At 70.4% G+C, this 24,498-nt stretch carries 18 protein-coding genes; 7 read left to right on the top strand and 11 right to left on the bottom strand.

Annotated elements, in window-relative coordinates:
- Positions 1-29: 29 nt before the first annotated feature.
- Positions 30-1,199 (bottom strand): MlaD family protein, encoded by a 1,170-nt coding sequence (locus ACFVBH_RS22465; RefSeq protein WP_354991815.1) that lies wholly within the window; start codon positions 1,197-1,199, stop codon positions 30-32.
- Between the two features lie 304 nt (positions 1,200-1,503).
- Positions 1,504-4,380 carry a BTAD domain-containing putative transcriptional regulator gene (locus ACFVBH_RS22460; RefSeq protein ID WP_379004048.1) on the bottom strand — a complete coding sequence of 959 codons (2,877 nt, stop codon included), beginning with the start codon at positions 4,378-4,380 and terminating at the stop codon, positions 1,504-1,506.
- Between the two features lie 133 nt (positions 4,381-4,513).
- On the opposite strand from ACFVBH_RS22460, the gene ACFVBH_RS22455 reads away from it, so the two are divergent.
- The 4 genes from ACFVBH_RS22455 to ACFVBH_RS22440 all read left to right on the top strand — a co-directional run bounded on the left by ACFVBH_RS22455 (position 4,514) and on the right by ACFVBH_RS22440 (position 8,868).
- The gene (locus tag ACFVBH_RS22455; RefSeq protein WP_379004046.1) at positions 4,514-5,209 is read left to right on the top strand and encodes a hypothetical protein; all 696 of its coding nucleotides are present in this window, start codon (positions 4,514-4,516) and stop codon (positions 5,207-5,209) included.
- Between the two features lie 122 nt (positions 5,210-5,331).
- A complete protein-coding gene (locus tag ACFVBH_RS22450; protein ID WP_379004044.1) occupies positions 5,332-6,120 on the top strand; it encodes an RsiV family protein in 789 nt (262 codons plus the stop codon).
- Positions 6,121-6,390: 270 nt separating this feature from the next.
- Positions 6,391-7,566: an elongation factor Tu gene (tuf, locus tag ACFVBH_RS22445; RefSeq protein WP_379004041.1), complete on the top strand. Its 1,176-nt coding sequence runs from the start codon at positions 6,391-6,393 to the stop codon at positions 7,564-7,566.
- Positions 7,567-7,776: 210 nt separating this feature from the next.
- Positions 7,777-8,868, top strand: a complete 1,092-nt coding sequence (locus ACFVBH_RS22440; protein WP_379004037.1) for a DUF1152 domain-containing protein — start codon at positions 7,777-7,779, stop codon at positions 8,866-8,868.
- A gap of 10 nt (positions 8,869-8,878) precedes the next feature.
- Here ACFVBH_RS22440 and ACFVBH_RS22435 read toward each other — a convergent pair whose 3' ends face one another.
- Together ACFVBH_RS22435 and ACFVBH_RS22430 are read right to left on the bottom strand one after the other, a co-directional pair.
- Complete coding sequence (locus ACFVBH_RS22435) at positions 8,879-9,646, bottom strand: hypothetical protein (protein ID WP_354989707.1); 768 nt, start codon at positions 9,644-9,646, stop codon at positions 8,879-8,881.
- Positions 9,643-10,509: a RimK family alpha-L-glutamate ligase gene (locus ACFVBH_RS22430; protein ID WP_379004035.1), complete on the bottom strand. Its 867-nt coding sequence runs from the start codon at positions 10,507-10,509 to the stop codon at positions 9,643-9,645. The genes ACFVBH_RS22435 and ACFVBH_RS22430 overlap by 4 nt, the downstream gene beginning before the upstream one ends.
- A 208-nt stretch (positions 10,510-10,717) precedes the next feature.
- Between ACFVBH_RS22430 and ACFVBH_RS22425 the strand changes: the two genes are divergently transcribed.
- Entirely contained in the window at positions 10,718-11,866 is a 1,149-nt protein-coding gene (locus ACFVBH_RS22425; RefSeq protein WP_354989714.1) for an acyl-CoA dehydrogenase family protein, read from the top strand.
- Between the two features lie 7 nt (positions 11,867-11,873).
- Here ACFVBH_RS22425 and ACFVBH_RS22420 read toward each other — a convergent pair whose 3' ends face one another.
- Together ACFVBH_RS22420 and ACFVBH_RS22415 are read right to left on the bottom strand one after the other, a co-directional pair.
- A complete protein-coding gene (locus ACFVBH_RS22420; protein WP_379004033.1) occupies positions 11,874-12,689 on the bottom strand; it encodes an SDR family oxidoreductase in 816 nt (271 codons plus the stop codon).
- Positions 12,690-12,699: 10 nt separating this feature from the next.
- Positions 12,700-12,918, bottom strand: a complete 219-nt coding sequence (locus ACFVBH_RS22415) for a hypothetical protein (protein WP_379004031.1) — start codon at positions 12,916-12,918, stop codon at positions 12,700-12,702.
- Between the two features lie 460 nt (positions 12,919-13,378).
- Here ACFVBH_RS22415 and ACFVBH_RS22410 point away from each other — a divergent pair, with 460 nt between their 5' ends.
- Together ACFVBH_RS22410 and ACFVBH_RS22405 are read left to right on the top strand one after the other, a co-directional pair.
- Positions 13,379-14,491 (top strand): AraC family transcriptional regulator, encoded by a 1,113-nt coding sequence (locus ACFVBH_RS22410; RefSeq protein ID WP_379004029.1) that lies wholly within the window; start codon positions 13,379-13,381, stop codon positions 14,489-14,491.
- Between the two features lie 150 nt (positions 14,492-14,641).
- The gene (locus ACFVBH_RS22405) at positions 14,642-15,982 is read left to right on the top strand and encodes an ABC1 kinase family protein (RefSeq protein WP_379004027.1); all 1,341 of its coding nucleotides are present in this window, start codon (positions 14,642-14,644) and stop codon (positions 15,980-15,982) included.
- A gap of 28 nt (positions 15,983-16,010) precedes the next feature.
- On the opposite strand, the gene ACFVBH_RS22400 is transcribed toward ACFVBH_RS22405, so the two are convergent.
- The 5 genes from ACFVBH_RS22400 to ACFVBH_RS22380 form a co-directional block, all read right to left on the bottom strand.
- A complete protein-coding gene (locus tag ACFVBH_RS22400; protein WP_379004025.1) occupies positions 16,011-17,585 on the bottom strand; it encodes a flavin-containing monooxygenase in 1,575 nt (524 codons plus the stop codon).
- A complete protein-coding gene (locus tag ACFVBH_RS22395; RefSeq protein ID WP_379004023.1) occupies positions 17,582-20,158 on the bottom strand; it encodes an SDR family NAD(P)-dependent oxidoreductase in 2,577 nt (858 codons plus the stop codon). The genes ACFVBH_RS22400 and ACFVBH_RS22395 overlap by 4 nt, the downstream gene beginning before the upstream one ends.
- Positions 20,159-20,188: 30 nt before the next feature.
- Positions 20,189-21,811 carry a flavin-containing monooxygenase gene (locus ACFVBH_RS22390; protein ID WP_379004021.1) on the bottom strand — a complete coding sequence of 541 codons (1,623 nt, stop codon included), beginning with the start codon at positions 21,809-21,811 and terminating at the stop codon, positions 20,189-20,191.
- Positions 21,812-21,942: 131 nt separating this feature from the next.
- Positions 21,943-23,391, bottom strand: coding sequence for an ABC1 kinase family protein (locus ACFVBH_RS22385; protein ID WP_379004019.1), 1,449 nt, complete (start codon positions 23,389-23,391; stop codon positions 21,943-21,945).
- 134 nt (positions 23,392-23,525) lie between these two features.
- Entirely contained in the window at positions 23,526-24,344 is an 819-nt protein-coding gene (locus ACFVBH_RS22380; protein ID WP_354989697.1) for an amino acid-binding protein, read from the bottom strand.
- Positions 24,345-24,498 lie beyond the last annotated feature (154 nt).

Raw genomic sequence — 24,498 nt, 5'->3', positions numbered from 1 at the left:
TGAACCCGCGAGCCGACACGCGGAGATCGTCAGCGCACCGGCAGTGGCGTGCGTTCGTTCGGGTCGGCCCCGGTCGGCATTTGCGCGCCGTTGTTCGGGATATCGGGACGGGGCGCATTCCCCGAACCCCGAATCTGCTGTTCCGGCGGCGGATTCACGCAGTAGTTCCAGCTCGGGAACGTGCCGTCGGTCGCCTGCTGCAGGGGGGTCGTCCTGGCGGTGTAGTCGCACCACGGCCGCGGCCAGGCATCGAGGATGGTGTGGAACTCGTTGTCGTGCGCCGGAACTCCCATGGCGGAGGTGCCGACCACCAGCCCCGGGAACAGCGCCCGCAGCGCGGGGGTGCGCAGCAGCGCGCTGGTGACGATGGCGCTGAGCGTATGCGCCAGCTGCTCGATGGGTTCCTCGTTGCGGGTCAGGGTGGCCTCGGCGATGGCGAGCTGACCGGGCGCGTCCGCGAGCAGCTGTCGCAGTTCGGCGTTGGCGCCGTTGGCCTGATCGACCAGGACGCGCGAATTACGGGTCAGCGTGCCCAGATCCGGTTGCGCGTGGCTCGAGGTGTCCGCGATCACGCGCAGATTCTCGATGAGGCTGGTCGTCTGCGGCAGCAGGTTGTCCAGTCCGGTGGTGGCCAGGCTGATGCCCTCCACGAGGTGCCGGAGCTGTTCGGGTCCGCCGCTGAGCGCGACGTCGAGTTCGTTGAGGATCACCGTCAGTTTGTTCGGGTCGATCTGCGCCAGCAGGGCGCTGGTGTTGTCCAGCGCCGACCAGATGGGCACGGGGGTGGTGATGCGCTCGGGATCGAAGCGGATCACCGTGCCGTTCGACAGGTACGGCGCGGCATCGGTATTCGGCCGGAAGTCCAGGTACTGCTCGCCCGCCCCCGACAGCCCGCCCACGTAGACGGCGGTGTCGGCGGGAATGTCGTACCGCCGGTCGATCTCCGCGACCGCGGCCACTTCCGCGCCACCGTCCACGAGCTGGATCTGCCGGATCTTGCCGACCCGGTAGCCGCGCCAGGTCACGTCGTTGCCGGACTGCAGTCCGCCCGACTTATCCAAATGCACTGTGACGGCGAAGGTATCGCCCGGCGGTCGCACCCGCGCCACCCCGAAGGCCAGATACGCCCCGCCCAGGAGCATGATGCTCACCAGGGCGACGTTGGACAGCAAGGTCTTGTGATCACGCAAAATGCCCACGGGCCCGCCTTCATCGCCGATCACGGACAACAGGTTCGGTGCACAGCAAACTCTTGGCGAAACTGCGGGCAATCTTAAATCACCCCGGTGTGATCCGGCGCAGGAACGCGGTCACAACGGGGGTGGCGGGGCCGGTGCGGGTGCGCCCGGGCGGCGCGAGAGCGGCATGACACGCGTACGTACCCCTCGCACATACGCGGACATGACCGTCGGGACGCCGGGTCCGGGGATCTGCCCATCACCGATGGTGGCGTCCGGGACACAGCCTGTCAGGCGCCGATAAATAAGGAATAAACGTTCTCTATTATGCGATCGGCACGGCGGCGGCGGGGTTGAACAGCGTGCTCAGGGTGGGTGGCGGCAGGCCCGCCCGGCGGAAGACGGCGGCGGCCTCGCCGGCGTCCAGGTCGGCTTCGCGGGTCGCGCCGCGCGCGGTGAGCGCGGCGGCGCGCAGGACCAGGGCCCGGGCGCGGTCCAGCGGATCGGCCGCGATGGCGAGGCGATCCAGCGCGTGGTCCGCCTCGGTCTCGGCCGCGCAGGTGCGCCCCGCCCGGAGCAGGATCTGGGCCAGCCGGGTGCGCGCCCAGCCCTCCCAGAGGCGGACGCCGTTGCACTGGGCCATGCGCACCGCCTGCTCGCCGAGCTCGAGCGCCCGCTCGTGATCGTCGCGCAGCGAATAGGTAGCTGCCAATTCGTGTGTGGCCCAGCAGAGTGCGAGATCGTTCGCCGAGTCGCGGGCGAGCGCGATGGCCCGATCCGCGACCGCGATCGTCTCCTCGTACCGGCCCGACTCGCACAGGGTGCGCAACGACAGCGCCAGGATCCACGCCTCCATGGATCGGTCGCCGAGCAGCCGGGTCAGCGCCATGGCCTCGAGGAAACGCCGGTGCGAGTCCGCGGTGTTGCCCAGCCTGCGGTCGGCGATGCCGAGCAGCAGCTCGGTGAGCACCTGCAGCCGGCGTCCCGCGTCGTCGACGGGCGGCGGAATGTCGCACAGGTACTGCCTGCTCGCCTCGACCTCGCCCAGCCCCACCTGCAGCAGTGCGCCGAGCGACACCCGCAGGCGGCGTACCGAACCGTGGCACTCATCGCGAACGGCGGTGTGCAGCAGGGCTTTCAACGCCTCGGCGAGTTCACGGGCCCGGGTGCCCGCGTCGATGGTCTCGGCGGTGATCCACGCCAGATCGGCCGCCACCGCGACCACCGGACCGCCCAGGCGCGCGGCCTGGCGCAGCAGCGCGATGACCACCGGGCGTTCGATGTCGTTCCAGGACTGGCCATCCGAGCCGTTGGTGAACCGGTGCCCGGGCGCGACGGTCGGCACCAGCAGGCCGGAGATATTGCTGTAGTCGATCGCGCCGAGCAGGTTCTTGGCGCTGGCCAGATAGTGATCCAGCAGGCCCGCGAGCACCGCGTTCTCCTCGGCGCCGGGCTGGCGGCGCGCGAACAGGCGCAGCAGATCGTGATAGCGGTAGCGGCCGGGCGCGGTGGTCTCCAGCAGGCTCAGGTCCACGAGCGATTCGCAGATGTACTCGGCGCGGGTGACGCTCAGTCCCAGCACCGCCGCCGCGCCCGCCACCGGGAAGTCGGGCACGTCGGCCCGGGCGAGCGCGCGAAACGCCCCGGCCTGTTCGGGATTCAGACCCGCGTAGCCGAGCCGGAAGGCGGCCTCGACGGTGAGATCCCCGGTTCGCAGGACATCCAGGCGCTGGCTCTCGTCGGCCAGCCGGGCAGCCAGATCGGCGATGGTCCACCGCGGTCGCACCGCCAGCCGTGCCCCGACGATGCGCACCGCGAGCGGCAGGCACGCGCACTGCTCGATGACCGCGCGGGCCGCGTCCTGTTCCGCGCGTACGCGTTCCGCGCCCAGGATCCGCGTCAGCAGGGTCAGCGCCTCGCCGGGTTCGAGCACGTCCAGCCGGGTACGGCGGACCGCGGGCAGTTCGGTGAGCGTCGAGCGGCTGGTGATCAGAACCGCGGTGCCCGGGGTGCCCGGCAGCAGGTGCCGCACCTGCGCGCTGTCCCGGGCATTGTCGAGCACGAGCAGAACTCGCTTGTCGGACAGCATGGTTCGCAGCTGAGCGGCGCGATCCTCGACCCCGGAGGGTATCGCGCCCTCCGGGCCGCCGAGCGCGCGCAGGAACCCGCCCAGGGCGTCGCCGGGCGCGGTGGGCTCGTCGTCGACGCCGCGCAGATTGACATACAGCTGGCCGTCGGGGAATCGATCGCGCACCCGATGGGCCACATGCAGCGCGAGGGTGGTCTTGCCGACCCCGCCCATACCGCCGACCGCGGAGATGACCACGGCACTGCCGTCGCTGACCAACTGCTCGGCGATCTCGGCGGTGAGCCGGGACCGGCCGGTGAAATCGGCGATGTCGGGCGGCAGTTGGGCGGGGGAGCGCAGCGGCGCGGGCCGCGCCACCGGCGGCAGTTCCGCGCGCAGGATGTGCGCGTGCACCGCGCTCAGTTCCGGGCCCGGCTCCACGCCGATGCCCTCCACCAGCGCCTGCCGGGCCCGGGCGTACTCCTCGAGCGCGTCGGCCTGGCGTTCGCAGTGGTAGAGGGCGGTCATCAGCAGCGCGCGAAAGCGTTCGCGCAGGGGGAATTCCTCGATGAGCGGGCCGAGTTCGGCGACCGCGTCGGCGCTGCGGCCGGTCGCGATGTCCAGGGCCAGGCGATCTTCGATGATGCTGAGCCGCCACTGTTCGAGCCTGGCGCGCTGGCGTTCGGCGAAGGGGCCGGGCAGTCCGCTCAGGGCCGGGCCCCGCCAGTGCGCGAGCGCGGCGACCAGGGTGTCGCGGGCCGCGGCCGGATCGTCCTCGCGCAGGCGCGCGGCCCGGGCGAGCAGCGCCTCGACCTCGTCGATGTCGGTGCCGCCCGGTGGTATCCGCAGGGCGTAGCCGTCGCCGATCGAGACCAGCAGGGCGGCGGGGCTTCGTGCGGCTCGCTCGGGTTCGAGTTCGCGGCGCAGTTTGGCGACGTGGGTGCGCAGCGCGGGAACCGCGCGCGGTACGGGATCGGCGCCCCAGATGCCCTCGACCAGATCCGCGGCCGTGACGGCCTTGCCCGCGCGCAACAGCAACGCCGCGAGCACGGCACGCCGCTGCGGCGGGCCGAGATCCAGGGGCGTGTCCGCGCGCCACGCACGAACCTCACCCAGCACCGAGAACTTCAGCAAACCGACCTCCCCGTTCGAGAGTGTAGAGGTGCGGTAGCCCCATTGATCCGGCGACTATTCCCCATTGATCGGGGCCTCCCATCATGGAATATCGGTCCGGCCACGGGTCCGTCATTGTCTCGGGGGAGGGCGAGTGTCTCGGTGCCACAGCTTCGGTCGCGATCCGCGGTTCGGCGATTTCCGGCGCGACCCGGGCGTGATCGGGCCGGCGCCGCGGCGCGTCACCCGGCTCACCGCCGCCGCGGATGACGCCATCCTGCCCGCACCCGCGCCGCTGGCCGCGCCGCTGGCCACCTTCGGCGAGTTGACCCGTGACTGGGACGCGCGCCGCCGGGCCGTGGCGGCCGGGCTCATCTTCGACGCCGAGCCGCCCGGCACCGGCCGGCTCGCCCTGGACTTCGGCGTCACCCGCGAGCGGATCCACCGCCTGCATATCCATCTCGAACAGCGGATGCGGCACTGGCTGTACACCGACGAGCGCTCCGGTCGCCCCTTCCTGGGTCATCTGCTCGCCCTGGAACAGCGGTTCGGCGCCATCGCCACCACCGCGGAGTTGCGGCGCTGGCACCCCGAGCACGAGCTGTCCAGCCCGGATCTGGGGGTGCCGCTGTGGCAGGTGATCGCGACCCTGCTGCCGCATCGGCGCTGGGTGCGGGACTGGCTGGTGGCCGGGGACCTCGACGATCTCGGGGACCGCACCCGGGCGGCGTGGCGGGCGTGCCGCCGGGCCGGGCTGAGCTGGACCGAGACCCTGGAACTGCTGCGTGAGATGGGGATCCGCCCGGAGATCGCACCTCGCTGGCTGGAGTACGTGGGCCGGGCCGGGTAGGCCGTTCGCAACCGGTGCGCGCGGGCGTGATTGGTCGTTCGTTGGCCGGCGCCAAGTCCGGGGCCGGACCCTGGAGGAACAGCACCGCCGGGTGGCGATGCTCCTGACAATGGGAGGGTTCCATGCGGATTCGGACCGCCACCGTCGCCGGTATCGCGGCGCTGGCACTGAGCCTGACGGCCTGCGAGGACGGCACGACCACCGTGCCGGTGACCACGGGTCCCGGGACGACGGCCACGACCTCGGCGACGACGGCCACCACGACCGTGACCACGCGGCCGGGCAGCAGCAAGCTCACGGCCTCGAGCGTCCGGGTCAACGGATCCGAGGGCCGGGTGAGCTACGACGTGCGAGTGCCGCAGCTCGAGCCCGGAACCGGGGCCGCGGCAGCGGAATTCAACGCGAGCATGCGGGAGCTCCTGCGGGGGTTCGTCTCCGGTCACCAGGTCGGCGACGAGGATCCCGCGGTGAGCATCGCCGATCCGAACGGGCGCAGCGTCGTGGAGCACATCGGCGGGCGCGCGGTCAGCGGCCTGCTGTGGGTGAGCTTCGACGGCGGCGGAGCGCATCCGTGGTCCATGCTCGCCAGCCACGTCACCGACCTCCGGACCGGGGAGGCGATCGGGCTGGGCGATCTGTTCACCGACAGTCGGGCCGGACTCGACGTGCTCGCCGCACAGGCCGCAGAACTGGGCCCGAAGACCCGGGCCGGGGACGCCTTCGACCCCCGCGGCGCGAGCGCGAGTTCGGAGAACTTCCAGGTCTGGACCGCGACCCCGGACGGCATGCGCATCTACTTCGAGCAGGGCTCGGTGGGCCCTTCGGCCATGGGCGTCGTCGACATCACCGTCCCGTGGTCCGAGCTCAGCGCGGTGCTCGCGCCCGGCATGCAGGACGTGCTCGCCGGCTGATTCTCCCGACGACCGGTCGCGCGTCAGCGAAATTCGCTGGCGCGCGGCCCTGTTCGTGGGGCACCCTGCTATCCATGTTCGCGCTCACCATCGCATTCCAGCCCGCAGTCGCGGGCGCGATGGTCGCTGCCCAGGTGATCTCCGCATTCGACGGCGCACGACGCTGACCTTCTCCGGGATGTCCCGGACCTCAGACGGGGAAGGTCGGCCCGTCGCTGAGGTCCGTGCGCTCCCGAGCGCGAAACACGCACTCCCCGAGAGGGAATCATCATGGTCAAGCAGGCCTACGTCCGCACCAAGCCGCATCTGAACATCGGCACCATGGGTCACGTCGATCACGGCAAGACCACCCTGACCGCCGCCATCACCAAGGTCCTCGCCGAGCAGGGCGGTGGCTCCTACGTCCCGTTCGATCGCATCGACCGGGCCCCGGAGGAAATCGAGCGCGGCATCACCATCAACATCTCGCACGTCGAATACGAAACGGCCACTCGGCATTACGCGCACGTGGACATGCCCGGGCACGCCGACTTCGTGAAGAACATGATCACCGGGGCCGCCCAGCTGGATGGGGCGATCCTGGTGGTGTCGGCGCTGGACGGCATCATGCCGCAGACCGCCGAGCACGTGCTGCTGGCCCGGCAGGTCGGGGTCGAGCACATCGTGGTCGCGCTCAACAAGGCCGACGCCGGGGACGGCGAACTGCTGGAGCTGGTCGAGCTCGAGGTGCGGGAGCTGTTGTCCGCGCAGGGTTACGACGGTGACCGGACGCCGGTGGTGCCGGTATCGGGTCTGCGCGCGCTCGACGGCGACCCCGGGTGGTCGGCCGCGCTGCTGCGGTTGCTCGAGGCGGTGGACGAGTACATACCGCTGCCGGTGCGCTACACCGACGCGCCGTTCCTGATGCCGGTGGAGAACGTGCTCACCATCACCGGGCGCGGCACCGTCGTGACCGGCGCGGTCGAGCGCGGACGGGTCCGCATGGGCGACCGCGTCGCGGTGCTCGGCTACGGCGACGGCCTCGAATCCATCGTGACCGGGGTCGAAACCTTCGGTCGCACCATGGAATCGGCGGAGGCGGGCGACAACGTCGCGCTGCTGCTGCGCGGCGTGCAGCGCGGTCAGGTCCAGCGCGGTCAGGTGGTCGCGGCCGTGGGCAGCATCGCGGTGCACACCGTGTTCACCGCCCGCGTGCACCTGCTCACCGCGGCCCAGGGCGGGCGGCGCACGCCCATCGTGACCGGTTACCGGCCGCAGTTCTACCTGCGCACCGGTGACGTGGTCGGGGATGTGGTGCTGCCCGAGGGCCGGGCCGTGCCCGGCGACACCGTCGAGGTGACGGTGACCCTGGGCCGGCCCGTTCCGCTCGAGCCCGGCCTCGGTTTCGCCGTCCGCGAGGGCAGCCGGACCGTCGCGGCCGGGACGGTGCTGACCGTGGACGGCTGACGCCGGCGGGCCACGATCGGAATCACCCGCCGCCCCGCTCCGAGCCCGCGCTCGGGGCGGGGCGGTCGGTCGTGCACCCCGGGGTCGGGTTTCCACATGCCGCCCGGCCCTGCGTTTCTGCCGCGGCCCGGCGGCGTACGGCGGGTAGCATCGGGCCGCTGACCGGTTGGTTCACGACCTGATCGACAGAGGGGCAGGGGGGTTCAAACCATGGTGCGGGCTTTGGTGGTCGCCGCGGGCGGCGGGGGAGACGTGATATCCGCGGTGGTCGCGGGCCACCGCCTCGGCGTGGATGTCGCTGCGGTGCTGAGCTATTCGTGGGATCGCCTGATGCTCGACCCAGCGCCCGGACCCCGGACCCGGGCGGACTTCGTCGGCGGCGTCGAACCTGCGCCGGGGGTCTACGAGATTCTCGGGGGTTCGCGCCTGCGCAGCGGGGCGCGCCCGACGCTGCCCGCGGTGGCCGCGGTGGTCCGCGAGCGAGTGCTGCTGCTGGACCCGGTACGCGGCGCGGCCGGCCTCAGCACCCAGATCACCGCGGCGGCAAAGGAGTTGGCCGCCGATGAGGTGATCGTGGTCGACGTGGGCGGGGACATCCTGGCCACCGGCGGTGAGCGGGGACTGCGGACCCCGCTCGCGGATTCCCTGGCGCTGGCGGCGAGCGTGCGGTCCGGGCTGCCGGTGCGGCTGCTGGTGGCCGGGGTGGGGCTGGACGGAGAATTGAGCGGCAAGGAGCTGGCGGGGCGTCTCGCCGTGCTCGGCGCGGAATCGGTATTCACCTTCGCCGCGGGCGATTTCGACTGCGTGCGTGAGCTGTTCGTGTGGCACCCGTCCGAGGCGAACGGGCTGCTGGCCGCGGCGGCCGCGGGGATACGCGGGCGGGTCGAGACCCGCCAGGGCGACGGCATGGTGGTGCTGACCGACGCCGCGACCGTCGCCTACGAGTTCGACGCGAACCGCGTGCTGGCGGCGAGCCTGGCCGCGCACCTGGTCGGCACCGAGGATCTGGACGCGGTGGAGCGGGTCATCCGGATGCACCGCGGCAGCTCCGAGATCGACTACGAGCGCCAGCGCCTGGCCGAAGTATCCACCAGCGCCGCCTATTACGCGCACGATGACGCGCTGCGCACCATCGACCAGTACTCGGACCGCGCCGCTCGCGCCGGGGTGGACTACCTGACTCTGCGGCGGGTGGCCGAACTCGCCTACGCGATGGATCCGGTCAGCGGTGCGCGACTGCGCGCACTGCTGGCGGCGTCCCGGCCCGATCGCTACCTGCCCCCGCTGTACCGCACCCGGTAGGGGGTTCGGTTCAGGGCGAGTGCGTTTCGACGAGCTCGGCCAGGGCTTCGGGTGGTCCGGGGACCGAACGCATGCCGGGGAAGGCGTTGACGTCGATGATGAGCGGCTCGCCGTCCACCTCGAGCACGTCCACGCCGTAGATCTGCAGTCCGAAGACCTTGCCCACACTGCGCGCCAGCTCCGCCCAGGGATGCGGTTGCGGCTGCGGGATATCGGGTTGTCCCGCGCCGGAACCGAATTCGGAGGCCCGCAGCGCCGCGAAGACCCGGTCACCCACCACCCAGAGCTTGTGATCCCAGCCGGTGCCGGGCACGTAGTCCTGAATGATCACCGGTTCGCCCGCCCAGCGCGGTATCAGCTCGCTCAGTTCCCGCGGCGTGCTCACCCGGGTGACCAGGTCGTCGCGGCGGCTGTGCCTGCTCTTGATGACCAAGGGGGTGTCGAGGTGACCGTCGAAGCAGGACAGCGCGGTCAGCGCGACGGTGCCGGCGAAGGGCAGATGGGCCTGATCCGCCCGCAGCGCCATCTGCGTTCGGTCCTGGCAGAATTCGGTGGCCGCGGCGGAATTGAGCACCGGGATACCGCGCAGTTCCAGGGTGCGGGCCAGCGCGATGGCCGCGGGCGTGCGGGCCTTGAGCAGGTAGACATCGGCCGGGTCGGCCGGCGACAGCGCCGTGGGCGGCAGTTGTTCGATGTCGTGGCCGCGCTCGATGAGCAGGGCCGCGGTGCGGGACAGCAGCGGATGATCCGGCTTGGCGGTGATCAGGCCGACTCTCATGCGTGCGTGCCCACCGCCAGCGGCTCGGCGGGGTCCGGCGTGGTGATCAGGCGCAGGCGCGAACCGGCGCGCGAGAGGTCGATGATCGCGCGGGCCACCCCGGCGACCGCGTCGGGCACCTCGCGGAAACTGGGAAAGTCGTTGATGTCCACCACCATCGGACCGTCGGGACCGTACACGACGTCCACCCCGTACAGATCGAGGCCGAACACCTCCCCGACCCGAATCGCGATCGATGTGATCTCGGCGTCCAGGGCCACCGGCCGGTCCGGCAGGCCGGGGGCGCCGGTGAGCGGTGAGGTGCGCTCGGTGCCGTAAAGCCTGCCGTTCACGCAGTACACCTTCAGATCCACACCGGAATTGGGGACGTACGGCTGGGCGATGAGCATGCCCTCGGCCGGTCCGAGGGTGGTGAGCTGTTCGGGTCGCTCGATCAGGCGCACATCGCGACCCGAACTGCCGTCGGCCGGCTTGACCACCAACGGGTAACGGGCGGCGGGGATTCGGGCGAGATCCAGTGGCCGGGCCGCGGCCCAGGCGGACGGTACCGGCAGCCCGGTGCGGGCCGCGAGCGCGGCCGCGTGCACCTTGTCGCGCACGCCGCGAATGGAGCGGGCGTCGTTCACCGTGGTCAGCCCGGCGGCGGCCGCGGCCTCGAGCAGGCCCAGGCCCGGGCCGCCGGACACGGTCTTGAGCACCCAGGCGTCGTGGTCGCCGCGATCGAGCAGATCATCGAGTTCGAGCAGTTCCCCGCCGGGGCGAATGACGTCCACCCGGTGGCCCCACGCCTGCAACTGTCGAATCACGCTGCGCGGCATGCCGTCCCGGCGGTACTGCTCTTCCACCAGAAAACAAAAGCTCATTCGAGCCGCCATCTTGCTCCCACAGTTAAGCTCTGCCCGCCCCCGGGCGGTCCAGAATGATCGCCGATTGTTCACCAAGATCATCGGGTCTGCAACCGCGAGCGCAACACTTCTGCCGCAAGGGATCTCGGTGAAATCCCCGTCCGCCATCGTACTGTGGCCGCGATTGTCTGGCGGAGCAGCGACGACGCCCCCGACGATGGAGGGCATGGAACGCGGGCACTATGACGACGATCACCTGGCATTCGCCGAACTGGCGCGCGGCTTCGTGCGCAAACAGCTCGCGCCGCACTACCTCGAATGGGAGGACGCGGGCCTGGTCCCGCGCGAAATCTTCGCGCGCGCGGGCGAACTCGGCCTGCTCGGCTTCGCGGTTCCGCGCGAGTACGGCGGCCTCGGCACGGCCGACTTCCGGTTCAACCAGATCCTCATCGAGGAGTTCATGGCGGGCGATTGCGCGGGGGTCGGCCTCAATTTCGCGCTGCACAACGACATCTGCACCCCCTACCTGGCCGGGCTCACCACGCCCGAGCAACGCGAACGCTGGCTGCCCGGATTCGTGGCGGGCACGCTCATCGGCGCGATCGCCATGACCGAGCCCGGCGCCGGATCCGATGTCGCGGGCATCCGCACCGCCGCGGTCGATCGGGGCGATCACTTCGTCGTGAACGGGTCCAAGACCTTCATCACCAACGGCATCAACGGCGATCTGGTGATCACCGCCGTCCGTACGTCGCCCGAACGGCATCGCGGGCTGACCCTGCTGGTGCTCGAACGCGGCATGGCGGGTTTCGAGCGCGGCCGCAATCTCGACAAACTCGGCCTGCACTCGCAGGACACCGCCGAATTGCACTTCACCGACGTTGTCGTGCCCAAGACCAACGTGCTCGGCGAGCCCGGGCGCGGCTTCGAATACCTCATGCGCAATCTGCCTCAGGAGCGCATGCAGATCGCGGTGGCCTGTCTGGCCCGGGCTCGCACCTGCCTGCGGCTGGCCATCGACTACGTCGGCGCGCGCACGGCGTTCGGGCAGACCATCGGCGGTTTCCAGAACACCAGGTTCACCCTGGCCGACGTGGCGACCGAGGTCGCGGTGTCCGAGGCGTTCATCGACAAATGCGTGCTCGAACTCGATGCCGGGCGGCTCACCCCGGCCGACGCCGCCAAGGCCAAACTGTGGGCCTCGGAAATGGAGTTCCGCTGTATCGACCGCTGCCAGCAGCTGTTCGGCGGCAACGGCTACATGCGCGAGTACCCCATCGCCCGCGCCGCCGCCGACGCCCGGGTCACCCGGGTGTACGGCGGCACCTCGGAGATCATGCGCGAAATCATCGGGCGCGACCTCGAACTCACCTAGCGGGTGGTCAGCGCCGCAGGCCGTGCGCCGCGGCGATCAGGCGTTCCATGACCCCGCGCGGCAGCACCCGGCGCACCGCGAACATGAGCGGTGCGTTGCTGCCGACCGCGTAGAGCTGGTGCGGCCGATCCGCCTGCGCCGCCCGCACGATCGTGCGCGCCACCTGTTCGGGTGCGATGCCCGAGGCCTGCTTCTCGTCGAGCTTGGCCATGAACCGGGTGAAGTCGGCGGTGTGCGCGGACCCCTCGTTCAGGTATTTGGTGCGGCGCTCGCGCAGACCGGTGTCGATCTGGCCCGGTTCGACGGTGGTGATCCACACGCCGAAGGGTGACTCCTCGAAACGCGCGGAGGTCGCGAAGCCGCGCAGTGCGGCCTTGGTCGCCACGTAGGACGAGCGATAGGGCATGGGGAAGCTGCCGAGCATCGAGCCGACCATGATCACTCGGCCGTAACCTCGTTCGCGCATCCCGGGCAGCAGGGCCTGGGTGAGGGCGACCGCGCCGAAGACGTTGAGCTGGAAGAGTCGTTCGATGGCGTCGCCCGGCAGTTCGGCCAGCGGCCCGGCCTGGCTCTCGCCGGCATTGTTGACCAGGATGTCCACCGCGCCCAGTCCGGCGGTGAACTCGGCGATGGACGCGGCGTCGGTGAGGTCGAGCGCGCGGTAGTCCACCCCCGGCACCCGATCGGAGTCGGCGATCTTGTCCGGGGTGCGGCCGGTGCCGATCACCCTGTACCCCGCCGCCGCGAACGCCGCCGCGGTCGCCCTGCCGATTCCCGACGATGCGCCCGTGACGACGACGGTGCGGGTGTTGTTCGCGCTCATGCCGCCCACGCTAGCGGGCGCGGGTCTGATGCCACCAGGACCCGTGCGGCCGCGGCGGGGCCCGGTCCGGCCACGGTCGCGCGCTGGGTGACCGGTGGATCGATGCGATGTCCGGGCGCCGGGGCGCGGGCGGCGGCTCCGCGAGGGTCGAGCGGATTCCGAGCCACACTCCCACCCCGAAGGCCGGCACGACGAGAACGGGCACCAGCAGCAGCACAGGTGAACTCATCAGGCGGATCCCTCACGTAAATCACCGATCCAGCCGAACCGGATGCGAAATCCATCGCGCTCCGGCGGCCGCTGTTACGTGACGAATTGGCGTGTCGCGCAGTGTCGTTGCGGGTCGGAGATCAGGTGCGACCGGCCGATTCGGTCGCAATGGCATGAATGTCTACATTGCACGTGATGCCCGAATTGCAGTGAATGCGTATTTGCTTCGCATGCCTTCGGACCGATTGCCGCCGACCGGAATTCATCGTTCACCGCCGTAACGCCCACGCTCTCATGAGCTTACCGGGCAAACCTCGTGAACCCGATGAACTGGACAACTGTCTGAGTCAAAGAGGGGGTTCATGTGACAGCATGAAACACCTTTTGTGTAAGTTGGGCCACACCGGCCGCGGTGACTCGAGGGATTTCGCCGACGCTCCGGGCAGGTGTCGGTGTGAGTCGATGGGGACTACAGGTAGATGTTCGACTGGGATCTATTGCGCGGTACCACCGGTGTACTCGTCATGACGCAGCTCGCGCAGGAGCGCGGCGTGCCCGCGGCCGCGGTGCTGGCGGGAACGAGTCTGTCGCTCGAGGCGGTGCAGGACCCGGACCGGGAGATCACCGCTCGCGACGAGCTCACCGTGGTGCGGAATCTGCTCGGCCGCTGCGGCGGCGAGCCCGGGCTCGGGGTGGCGGCCGGGAGTCGCAACGCGATGTCGCTCTCGGGGTCGTGGGGGCTGGCGCTGCTGAGCAGCCGGACGCCGCGCGAAGCGGTCGGGGTGGCGGTGCGGTACGTCGGGCACACCTTCGCCTTCGGGCGGTTGCGCTTCTCCGAATCCGGTGGCGAGGCCCGGTTGGTACTCGATGATCAGGGAGTGCCCGAGGACGTCCGGCCCTTCCTGGCCGAACGGGCGATGACCGGCATGCAGATGATCGGCCGCGAATTGTTCGCCACCGACGTGCTCGCGCGCCGCATCGCTTTCCGGCGGACCGCACCCGCCGACATCAGCCGGTACCTCGCCGTGTTCGGCATCCAGCCGGTCTTCGGCGCGGCCGTGGACGAGATCGTCTTCGACAGCGCGTACCTGGACGCGCCGCTGCCGCAGGCCACCGAATGGGCGCGCAGCACATGCGAGAACCTGTGCCGCGCGCTGCTCGCGCGTCGCCAGGCCCGGGGCGGGGTGGCGGGGGCGGTTCGCGATCTGCTGGTTCGCGATCCGGGCGAGGTGCCCGATCAGGCCGCCGTCGCGACCGAACTGTTCATGAGCTCGCGCACCCTCTCGCGCCGGCTCAACGAGGAGGGCACCTCGTTCCGCGCACTGCTGGACGAGGTGCGCCAGCTGCTGTCCGAACAGCTGCTCGATCACACCGACATGACCACCGAACAGGTGGCCGCGCGCCTGGGATACGCGGAGGCGGCCTCGTTCATCCGCGCGTTCCGCCGCTGGCAGGGCGTGCCGCCGCAGGAGTACCGCGCCCGCGGGCCGCGGGCGAACGCCCGGGCCGAACTCGACGCGACGGCGCGGCGCACCCGGCCCGAACCCGAGTTCGCCGCCGCGCGCGAATGCCTCGACCCGGCAGCGTCCTAGTCGGCCTCCACGGGGTATCTGTCGGGTGCGTGGTGGGCATCGGGATAGTCGTGACCAGCGCGGGATCACGCACCGGCACACTCTGGCCTACACTGTCTGAGACAGTGTCGTGGGGTTGTGCGGCGCTGCGCGGCAGGAAGGATCGGCAACGTGGCCGGACTCAGAAGAAAAGGCTTCACCCGGATGGCCAAGGTGGCGAGCATTCCCGCCACCCTGATGGCGCAGCGCGTCGCGGCCACCGGGCGGGGGCTGTTCGCCGGGGCGGAACGCGGCGGCATCACCGACGACATGCTCGACAACGCGGCCACCCAGGTCTTCGCGGTGCTGGGCGAACTCAAGGGCGGGGCCATGAAACTGGGCCAGGCGCTCAGCGTGGCCGAGGCCGGGGTGCCACCGCGTTTCGCCGATCCGTTCCGCGAAGCGCTGACCCGGTTGCAGCAGGAAGCGCCGCCCATGCCGGTGGCGCACACCCATCGCATGCTGGATCTGCAGCTCGGGACGGGATGGCGTAAACGCTTCGCGCACTTCGAGGACGAGCCCATCGCCGCGGCCAGCATCGGCCAGGTGCATCGGGCCGTCTGGCACGACGGCCGCGAGGTCGCGGTGAAGGTGCAGTATCCCGAGGCCGAACAATCACTGCGCGCCGATCTGGAAATGCTGCACATGGTCTCGGGCGCGTTCACCACCCTGCTGGCCGGAACCAACGCCCGCCAGCTGATCGAGGAATTCCTGGAGCGCACCGAGGACGAGCTCGACTACCGGATCGAGGCCACCTACCAGCGCCGCTTCGCCCGCGAATTCGCCGGTGACCCACAGTTCTTCGTGCCGCGCGTGGTGGCCGCCGCGCCCAAGGTCCTCGTCTCGGAGTGGATGACCGGCACGCCGCTGTCCCGCATCATCGCCGCGGGCGAACGCGCGGACCGTGATCGGGCGGGCCTGCTGCTGGCCGAGTTCGCCTTGTGCTCGCCGTCGCGGGTCGGACTGCTGCACAGCGACCCGCATCCCGGCAACTTCCAACTGCGCCCGGACAATACGCTCGGGATCATCGATTTCGGCGCGTGCACCGAGATTCCGCACGGCATTCCGCGCGCGGTGGGTCGGGTGGCCCGGGCCGCTCTGGCTCGGGACTACGACGCGCTCGAGGCGGTGCTGCGCGAGGAGGGCTTCGTCAAACCGGGCGCGCCCATCGAGATGGGCCCGCTGCGCAATCGCATCGAACCGCTGCTGGACCGGATCGAGGGCGGCAGTATTCACCTGTCCCGCAGCATGTTGCAGGAGGAAACCGCCCGGGCCCTGGCCCCGGAGAACATCTCCCTGGTGAACGCGCGGGCCGTGCGCGCCCCCGATGATCGGCCCGAATACGCCATGCTGGGCCGGGTGCTCGGCGGCGTGGTGGGCATCTGCGCCCAGCTCGACGCACAGGGCCCGTTCATCACCCTCGCCGAGAAGTGGGTGCCGGGACTGGGCGACGCTCGGGAAGCCGCTTCCTGAGCGCCGCCGGGTGATCCGGTTCCCCGGGTCAGCGAACGGGTGCGGGAATCGTGGCTCCCGACCCGTTCGCGCCGGTCCGCACCGGCGACACGGTGCCGAACCGGTAGTCATCCAGCGGGAAATGACGATTCTCCCAATACATTTCGAGCTGAGTCGAGGGCCTGAACGCCGCTCCGTCGCCCTGATAGTTGATGTAGTACGTATTCGAACTCGCGCAGCCCTGGGAGAACAGGTGGGTGCGCTTGGCGCGCCGGTCCATGCGCTCGAAGTAGCGGTCGTGCGGCTCCTGGCGGACCTCCACGCAGGTGGCCCCGCGCCGGCGCGCCTCGCCGATGACCCGGGCCGCGTGCGCCGAGGTCGCCTCGATGAGCGGGATGTAGCTGCCCGGTGCGTAGGCGTAGGGCCCGACGATCAGGAAGGCGTTGGGGAACCTCGGTACCGAAACCCCCTGGTACGCCTGGAAACGATGGGCGTCCCAGAAGTCGCCCAGTTCGATCCCGCCGCGACCGTAGATCGGATAGGGCGGCGTGTAGCCCTTCTCCATGACCTTGAAGCCGGTGGCCAGCACCACCATGTCGGCGTCCCGGGCCGTCCCGTCGGCGGTGACGATGCCGGTGGGGGTGAACCGCTCGATACCCGTGGTCACCAGGTCCACGTGCGGGCGGGTGAAGGCGCGGAAGTAGCTGTTGGAGACCGATGGCCGTTTGCAGCCCAGCCGGTAGTCGGGGGTGAGCTTGCGGCGCAGCTCGGGATCGCGCACCTGCGCGAAAAGGTAGGCCCTGAGCGCGGTTTCGCCGATGGTCAGCCCGGCCCCGGTCACCCGCGGATAGTTCGAGACGGCCAGCCCCGCGCCCAGTCCGGCGTTCACGCCCACGTTGCCCACCGCGCGCACCGTCTTCTGCACCGGCGGGAAGTTCAGCACCGCGTTCAGGACCGGGCCCATGGCGAAATCGGGTTTGGGCGCGATCCAGATCGCCCGGCGCTGGTAGACAGTCAGCCGCGATACCGACTCGGCGAGTTCGGGAATCAGTTGCAGCGCACTGGCTCCGGTGCCGATCACGGCCACCCGTTTGCCGCCCGGGTCGTAGTCGTGGTCCCAGCGCGAACTGTGCATGAGCTTGCCCGTGTACTCCTCGATGCCGGGGATGTCGGGCGTGCTCGGCTGTTCCAGCCCGCCCACGGCTCCGATGACGAAGCGGGCGGTGAGGACCGAGCCGTCCTCGAGGGTGACCCGCCACAGGTGGTCGATCTCGTCGAAGACGCTCTTCGTGGCGCCCGCGCCCAGGCGCAGCTTGTTCCGCAGCCCCTGCGCGTCCACGACTTCCTCGGCGTAGCGCTGCAATTCGCTGCCCGGGGCGAACAATCGCGACCACTGCGATCGCTGCTGGAACGAGAAGTTGTAGATCGGTGACGGAATGTCCACGGCCACACCGGGATAGGTGTTGGCCAGCCACGTGCCGCCGACCTTCGGCCACTTGTCGATGATCAGGAAGTTCTCGACCCCGGCCCGGCGCAGGGCGACGCCGGCGCCAATGCCGCCGAGACCGGCGCCGATGATGATCACCTCGTAGGTGGGGGTGAGCGGGGAACCGGTGGTGTTCATGAGCGTGACCTCGTGTTTCGAGATTCGGAAGCGACTTCCGAGAGTTGACGCCGGCGCAGTTTTCCGGCGGTGGTGCGGGGGAGTTCGGGCACGAACACGATCTCGCGTGGCACCTTGTAGCCGGCCAGCGTGGATTTGACGTGCTGTTTCAGTTGCGCCGCGGTGACCTGTGCGCCGTTCTTGCGAACCACCACGGCCAGCAGTCGCTGCCCGAATTCGTCGTCGGGCACCCCGACCGCGCCCGCGTCGGCGACGCCCGCGTGCGCCAGCAGCGCCTCCTCGACCTCCTGCGGGAAGACGTTCTCCCCGCCGGACAGGATCATGTCGTCCGAGCGGCCGTCGATGAACAGCCTGCCCCGAGCGTCGAGGTGCCCCAGATCGCCCGTGTCCAGATACTTTCCGACCATGGGCTTGGACCTGCCGTCGCTGTAGCCGCGGAAGACGGTGGGGTTCTTGTTCAGTACCCGGCCGGTGACCCCGGCGGGCACCTCGCGGTCGAGCTCGTCGACGATCCGGATGTCGACGATCCCGGTGGGCGGCTTGCCGACCGTGCCCGGCGCGGCGCGCAGATCCGCGGGGGTGGCCACCGTCCCGGCGCCGGCCTCGGTGGAGGCGTAGCCGTTGAAGAGCACGTCGCCGAACTCGTCCATGAATTGCCCGGCCAGCCACGGCGGCAGCGGCGCCGCACCGCAGGACACCATCTGGAGGCTCTCGGTGTTGTAGTCCGCGCGCACCTCCGGTGGCAGATCCATCACCCGCTTCAGCATGGTCGGGACGACGCAAACGATGCGCGCGCTGTGCCGTTCCACATCGGCCAGCAGCTGTTCGGCGTCGAAGCGGTCGTGCACCACCGCCGTGGAACCCAGCAGCAGGGCCGCCAGCAGCGCGCCGAACCCGTAGGTGTGGTGCAGCGGCGGCGCGATGAGGATGGGACCGCCCAGGCGTGGAATCGGTTGGAGTTCGGCCAGGTCCGCCAGCGCGAGCACCATGCGCGGATGCAGGGCCGTCACCGGGGCCAGGATCGAGCGTGGGCCCAGCCGCCGGGGCGCGCCCTTGGGCACGCCGGTGGTGCCGCCGGTGAGCAGCACCAGGGAGCCGCCGCGGGCCGGTTCACGCACGGGCGCACCGCCTTCGGCGACCAGCTCGGCCACCGTCGGCAGTCCGCCCGCCGTGCCGCGCACCACCACCCGGTGCCCCCCGAACCCGGATTTCGCTATCTCGGCGTCGAATTCGGCGTCGTACAGCAGCAGATCCACGTGTTCACGGGCCAGCACCTCACCAATCCGAGGTCCGGCGAATCCATGGTTCAACGGCACCAGATCGGCGGAGAGCCGGGTCGCGGCGAAGGCGGCGATCACGAATCCGCGGTGATTGCGGCACAGCACCGCAACGCGATGCCCGCGCCGGATGTTCCAGCGGGCGCGCAGGGCCGCGGCCAGCCGCCGGACCTGACGATCCAGTTCCGCGGCGGTCAGTGCGCCGTCGTCGTCGATCACCGCGGCGCGATCGGGGAACCGCGCGGCGAAGGCGGCCGGCAGCGTCGCCGGTCCGGCGCCCCCGCGCAGTGCCAGCGCCACGTGCCCGATGCGGCTGGGCGGCACCAGGTTCAGGACTCCCGAGGCCGGGACGAATCCCGCGACGGTGACCGCGTCGTCCAGCAGCGTCGCCACTCGTTCCACTCGCTCGAGCGCACCGGCCCAGTCGGTCGGGCGGTTGCGCCGGCTGCCCGTGCGGGCGTACAGCGTCAGCGTTCGCTGGGCCAGATGCGAGCTGTCCATGGCGTACAGCAGCGGCGTGCCCGCCCGCTCCCACCACGGCCGGATTGCCAGGGGCCTGTCCACGATCGCCCGGCACACCAGGCTCGCGGCCTCCTCGGTGGACATGCTCGGGGTGTAGCGGTAGACCCGGAACGGGCCGAGCATGTCCGAGCGCACCAGGGGCAGATGCACCGCCGTGCTGGTGATCCCGTTGGCGCGCAATTCCGGTGCGGCCCCGCGCATCCAGGAGTTGAACGCCGACTTGCTCGCGATGTAGGCCGTCCAGCCCACAGCCGGGGTGTGCACGCCCGCGGTGCTGATGTTGACGATGTGCCCGCGCCGGCGTGCGCGCATCGCGGGCATCAGACTCAGCACCAGGCGCACCGGGCCCAGGTAGTTGATCCGCGCGGTGTCGTCGAAATTGTCCCAGCGGTCCTCGGATTCGGCGAGCCAGCGGTGAATCGACTTGCCCGCGTTGTTCACGAAGACATCGATGTGCCCGTGCTCGGCCAGCAACCGGGCGATGAGCGCGGCGCAGGCGTCGGTGTCCGAGAGATCGGCGGGGTAGGGGTGAATCGTTCCGGGACAGTCGGATACCTCCGCGCGCAGCTCCTCGAGCAGCGCCGCGCGCCGGGCGACGGCCAGCACCGTGGCGCCCTGGGCGGCGAGGCGGCGCGCGGTGGCACGGCCGACGCCCGACGACGCTCCGGTCACCAGGATCACCGTGCCCGCCACGGCCGGAGCCAGGCGGCGGTCGCTGATTCCGTAGCCGGCGGCGCCGAGCGCGATGCGGAGCGATTTCGGCAGTTCGATCATGGGCGCGACTTCCTTGTCGAGCGGCCCGCCTCAGGCGGGGGATTCGGTCTTCGCGCGGCGCCGGGGCCGGTCCCCGTTGGCCCGGGACGGCTGCGGCCGGGGCCGCAGGATGTCGAAGTGGTAGTCGGCGAAGGGAAATCGCCGTGCACCGCGCCGGGCGCGGAAGAATCCGGTGGGCCGGATGTACGTGCTGTCGCCCTGGGAGTTGCGGTAGTAGGTCGGCACGTGCGCGTTGAGCTCGGCCAGATAGAAGCGCATGGCCTCGCTGTTGCGGTAGATCATGCGGTGATAGGCGTCGTGCGCGTGCTGCCGTACCGCCACGAACGTCGCGCCCCGGCGGCGGGTCTCGGAGATGGCCCGCACCGCGTGATCGGCGGTCATCTCCACGAAGGCGTGCCAGCCGCTGCCCGACCAGGAATACGGCCCGACCAGGGTCCACCGGTTCGGCAGCCCGGGCAGCGCGACGCTCTCGTACGCCTGTAACCCGTGCTCGGTGTAGAACTTGCCCAGATCCATACCGTCCCGGCCGATCACCATGCCGGGGGTGTAGGTCTCGGGATCGGAGAAGACGTGATAGCCGGTGGCGAGCACCACCATGTCGAACTCGCGCTCCACCCCGTCCGCGGTGCGCAGGCCGTGTGCGGTGAACGTCTCGATCCCGGTCGTCACCAGTTTCACGTTGTCGCGATTGAAGCTGAGCAGGTAGCCGGTATTGGCGGTGGGGCGCTTGGCGATCGGGCCGTAGTCCGGGGTCAGCGCGGCCCGGGTGGCCGGGTCGTGGACCATGAGCCGCAACAGGCCCCGGTACCCGGCGATGGCGGTTGCGTCCACGGCCCGCAGGGTCGGGCGCACCACGGCCATGGGCGCGTTGGACATGGTGCGCAGGGCCAGATCCACGCCGACCAGCACCGCCCCGTGGGCGGCGGCCTGCAATCCCGGGGTGCGCAGCGCGAGTTTGACCGCGGCCGGGATCCGCGGATTCGGCTTGGGCACACACCAGACCGGGGTGCGCTGGAAGACCGTGAGCGAATCCACCTGTCCCGCGATGGCCGGGGTGATCTGCACCGAGCTCGCGCCGGTGCCGATCACCGCTACCCGTTTGCCCGCGTGGTCGTAGTCCTCGTCCCAGTCCGAGGGCCGCTGGATCTTGCCCCGGTAGTCCGCGAGTCCCGGGATCCCGGGATCTGTTCTGGGACTGAGGAAAGCACCGACCGCGCTCACCACGAAGCGTGCGGTGATCACCCCTCCGCCCTCGAGATGCAGATTCCAGCGGTGTCGGTCCTCGTCCCATTCCTCGCTGGTCACCGCCGTGCCGAAGCGCAGATGCGGGTAGAGCCCGAAGCGCCGGGCGACCTCCATGTGGTAGCGCTTCACCTCGGGGCCGGGCGCGAAAAGCCTGCTCCAGTCGGCGTTGCGGGCGAACGAGTACTGGTACGCGAGCGAGGGGATATCGACTTCCAGTCCGGGGTAATGGTTTTCGTGCCAGCTTCCACCGACCTCATCGGACCGCTCGATGATCACGAAGTCGGCGATGCCTGCGCGCTTCAGCTTGACGCCCGCGGCGATGCCGCCCGGTCCGGCGCCGATGACCGCCACTTCGTGATCGGGCGGCGAATCGGCTAGCGGCGTGTGTGCGTTCGATGCTGTGACCACGGTGTCGAGCCTTCCGAGCGAGGGCGTGTGCCACTCCAGACTAGGACTGTCTGGGACAGTGATCAAGGGGTGCGCGGCAGCAAGCCTCGGGCCCGGGCGGGCGTGGCTCGGAAAGGGGGTTCGGCGACCGGCTAGGCGCGTCGGCGCGAATCACCGATCGTGTTGCGCCGCAATCGAACAGCGGCCAGATCTGTCGGCCCGCCGGTGCGGGCGCGGTGCCGCGCCATCACCTCGGTGAGCTCGGGCGACCAGCGCAGCACCTCGTCGCGGATGGGGCCCGACGCGCCGAGCTGGCTCACCAGACCGAACAGCGTCGTCACCGCGCGGCCGAAGGGAACGTAGTAGGCGGGCAGGTCGAGATGGCGGTTCACATTGTCCAGCCGCGGATTCAGCGCCACCAGCACGCGCGCTCGCAGCCACTCCCGGTCCACCCGGGTGCGCTCGCGCAGCAGCAGTTCGGCGTAGGCGCGCAATTGGTCGCCGAGCGCCACCGCGTCGAAAACGCTGTCCCGGCGGGCGAACCCGTGCCGGCGAATCGCCGCGTCCAATTCCGCGGGCCCGCCGTTGATCAGGGCGTCGCCGACCTCGAACACCATGGGCGCGAACTGCGGTGGCGGCCAGGGCGTGCACGCCCCGAAATCGACCACGCCCAGTCTGCCGTCGGGCTGCACCCGGAAATTGCCCGGATGTGGATCGCCGTACAGCAATCCGGTGCGTTCGGGGGAGGACAGCACGAATCGAATCGCCAGCAGGCCCACGCGATCTCGTTCGGCCTGCGCGCCCATGTCGATCAGCCGCGTCAGCGGAACACCGTCCAGCCATTCGCTGACGATGACGTCTCCGCGCCGGGCCACCACGCGCGCCACCCGGAAGTCCGGGTCGCCGTCGAAGGCGAGGGCGAAGGCGCGCTGATTCTCGGCCTCGTGCGCGAAATCCAGTTCCGCGCGGATGCATTCGGCCAGTCGCTCGGTCATGGCGCGAATATCGGCGTTGGGGACGAACACCGCGAGCAGTGCGGACATGCGCCGCAGGTGCTCCAGGTCGCTGTGCACCGCCTCGCGCGCGCCCGGGTACATGAGCTTGACCGCCACCGGCCTGCCGTCGTGCCAGATCGCCCGATGCACCTGGCCGATGGTCGCGGACGCCGCTCTGCGGTCGTCGAATTCGCGGAAGTTCACGCGCCAGTCCGGCCCGAACGATTCCGTGAGCACGGCGTGCACCGTGCTCGGCAGCATCGCCGGTGTCGAATCGTGCAGGCGGCTCAGGGCGATGCGATACGGTTCGGCCAGCTCCGGCGGCAGCGCCAGCTCGTAGACGGCCAGCACCTGCCCGATCTTGGCGGCGAATCCCTTCAGTTCGCCGAGCACCTCGAACAGGTGCTGGGCGGTGCGCAGCCGGATTTCGCGATCCACCTCGGTCCGGGACCGGCCCAGCGCCTTCTTGCCGGCGCCCGCGGCCCGGCGACCGGCGAACGCGAGGGGGAGCGCGGCCAGCTTGGCGGAGCGAACGGCCGTGCGGGTGGGCGGATTACCGGCGAGGTCCCCGTTCCCTCGCCGTCCACCCGTGCGCCGAACACTCATGCGACCAACCCCTCGCGCGTAGTCTGATGCGCTGCGAGCAGTCTGCCAGAAAGTGAGACTGGCCGGTCCGTATCACCCGGCGGCGCGGCCGGAATCCCGGATCATGAGATGAACGGCCGCGCGCCGCGGCGGGGTCAGCGCTGGCGTGTCGCGAGCAGGGCCAGATCGGTGAGCCGGTGCGCGCGGGCGATCTCGGCCGGGGTGAAGGGGTCCTCCGCCCGGACGAAGGTCATCGCCACACCATCGTCCTCGGGGGTGATCTCCAGAACCGTTCCGGCCGTGCCGCGTTGGGTCTCGCCGGCCGGTGACGTGGGCGGAAGATACTGCGCCCCGAGCAATTCCGCGATGGCCAGCGGCAGCTCGCCGGGATCGTGCGCGATGCGCGCGGCCAGGCCGAGCGCGCGGGTCTGCCCGTCCACCAGCGTCAGCGCCGAGGCCGGCCAGATGCCGACGGTCGCGCCCCCGGAGCGGGAGATGGCGCCGGCCAGGCGCGGTGGATCGACGTCGGCGGGGGTGGAGACCACCAGCTCGTCCAGCACGCCGTCCTCGAGGTGGTGCACGTGCACGGTGAGGATGTTGGCGTGCCGGGCGGCCAGGTGCTTGGTGAGCAGTTCGAGCCGGCCCGGGGTGTTGTCCAGGCGCACCCGGATCCGCCACAGCAGTTCGGCGCTGTCGAGGTGATGGCGGTGGCGCAGTTCCGGGCCGTGCAGCCAGCGCGCCAGATAGCGCATGGCCCCGGGCTCGACCACCCAGATGACCAGGATGGTCATGCTGACGGTCAGCACCGCCACCGTGGCGATGTAGGGCAGTTCGAAGTGGAAGACGACGGCGTGCAGGGCGAGTTCGAGCGGGAACACCACGCTCAGTTTGGCCAGGGTGAGCCGGGTGCGACGGGGGTGGGGCAGGCGACCGCACACTTCGCATGCCAGCGCATGTACTTCGGTTTGCCTCATGTTCACCAGGGTGCGGTGCGCAGGTTTCCGCGCTGTGCCGCGGTGTAAAGAAGGCGTGACCGTCTCGGCACAAAGCCTTGCGCCACCGGCACTTTCAGTGAACAGAGCCACAGTGGATCGCGTGCTGTGCCGCAGCGCACATCGATTGCCCGGG

The sequence above is a fragment of the Nocardia sp. NPDC057668 genome (assembly GCF_042799795.1).
Lineage (GTDB): Bacteria > Actinomycetota > Actinomycetes > Mycobacteriales > Mycobacteriaceae > Nocardia.
Note: the sequence above shows the minus strand (reverse complement) of the source record. Positions and strands in the feature narration are given on the sequence as shown.

Bases quoted from the DNA above. Each gene is read 5' to 3' on its own strand.
- ACFVBH_RS22400 (WP_379004025.1), bottom strand. From the start codon at position 17,585: ATGAACACCACCGGTTCCCCGCTCACCCCCACCTACGAGGTGATCATC.
- ACFVBH_RS22450 (WP_379004044.1), top strand. From the start codon at position 5,332: ATGCGGATTCGGACCGCCACCGTCGCCGGTATCGCGGCGCTGGCACTG.
- ACFVBH_RS22435 (WP_354989707.1), bottom strand. From the start codon at position 9,646: ATGAGAGTCGGCCTGATCACCGCCAAGCCGGATCATCCGCTGCTGTCC.
- ACFVBH_RS22420 (WP_379004033.1), bottom strand. From the start codon at position 12,689: ATGAGCGCGAACAACACCCGCACCGTCGTCGTCACGGGCGCATCGTCG.
- tuf (WP_379004041.1), top strand. From the start codon at position 6,391: ATGGTCAAGCAGGCCTACGTCCGCACCAAGCCGCATCTGAACATCGGC.
- ACFVBH_RS22430 (WP_379004035.1), bottom strand. From the start codon at position 10,509: ATGAGCTTTTGTTTTCTGGTGGAAGAGCAGTACCGCCGGGACGGCATG.
- ACFVBH_RS22440 (WP_379004037.1), top strand. From the start codon at position 7,777: ATGGTGCGGGCTTTGGTGGTCGCCGCGGGCGGCGGGGGAGACGTGATA.
- ACFVBH_RS22380 (WP_354989697.1), bottom strand. From the start codon at position 24,344: ATGAGGCAAACCGAAGTACATGCGCTGGCATGCGAAGTGTGCGGTCGC.
- ACFVBH_RS22410 (WP_379004029.1), top strand. From the start codon at position 13,379: ATGTTCGACTGGGATCTATTGCGCGGTACCACCGGTGTACTCGTCATG.
- ACFVBH_RS22415 (WP_379004031.1), bottom strand. From the start codon at position 12,918: ATGAGTTCACCTGTGCTGCTGCTGGTGCCCGTTCTCGTCGTGCCGGCC.
- ACFVBH_RS22385 (WP_379004019.1), bottom strand. From the start codon at position 23,391: ATGAGTGTTCGGCGCACGGGTGGACGGCGAGGGAACGGGGACCTCGCC.
- ACFVBH_RS22425 (WP_354989714.1), top strand. From the start codon at position 10,718: ATGGAACGCGGGCACTATGACGACGATCACCTGGCATTCGCCGAACTG.
- ACFVBH_RS22395 (WP_379004023.1), bottom strand. From the start codon at position 20,158: ATGATCGAACTGCCGAAATCGCTCCGCATCGCGCTCGGCGCCGCCGGC.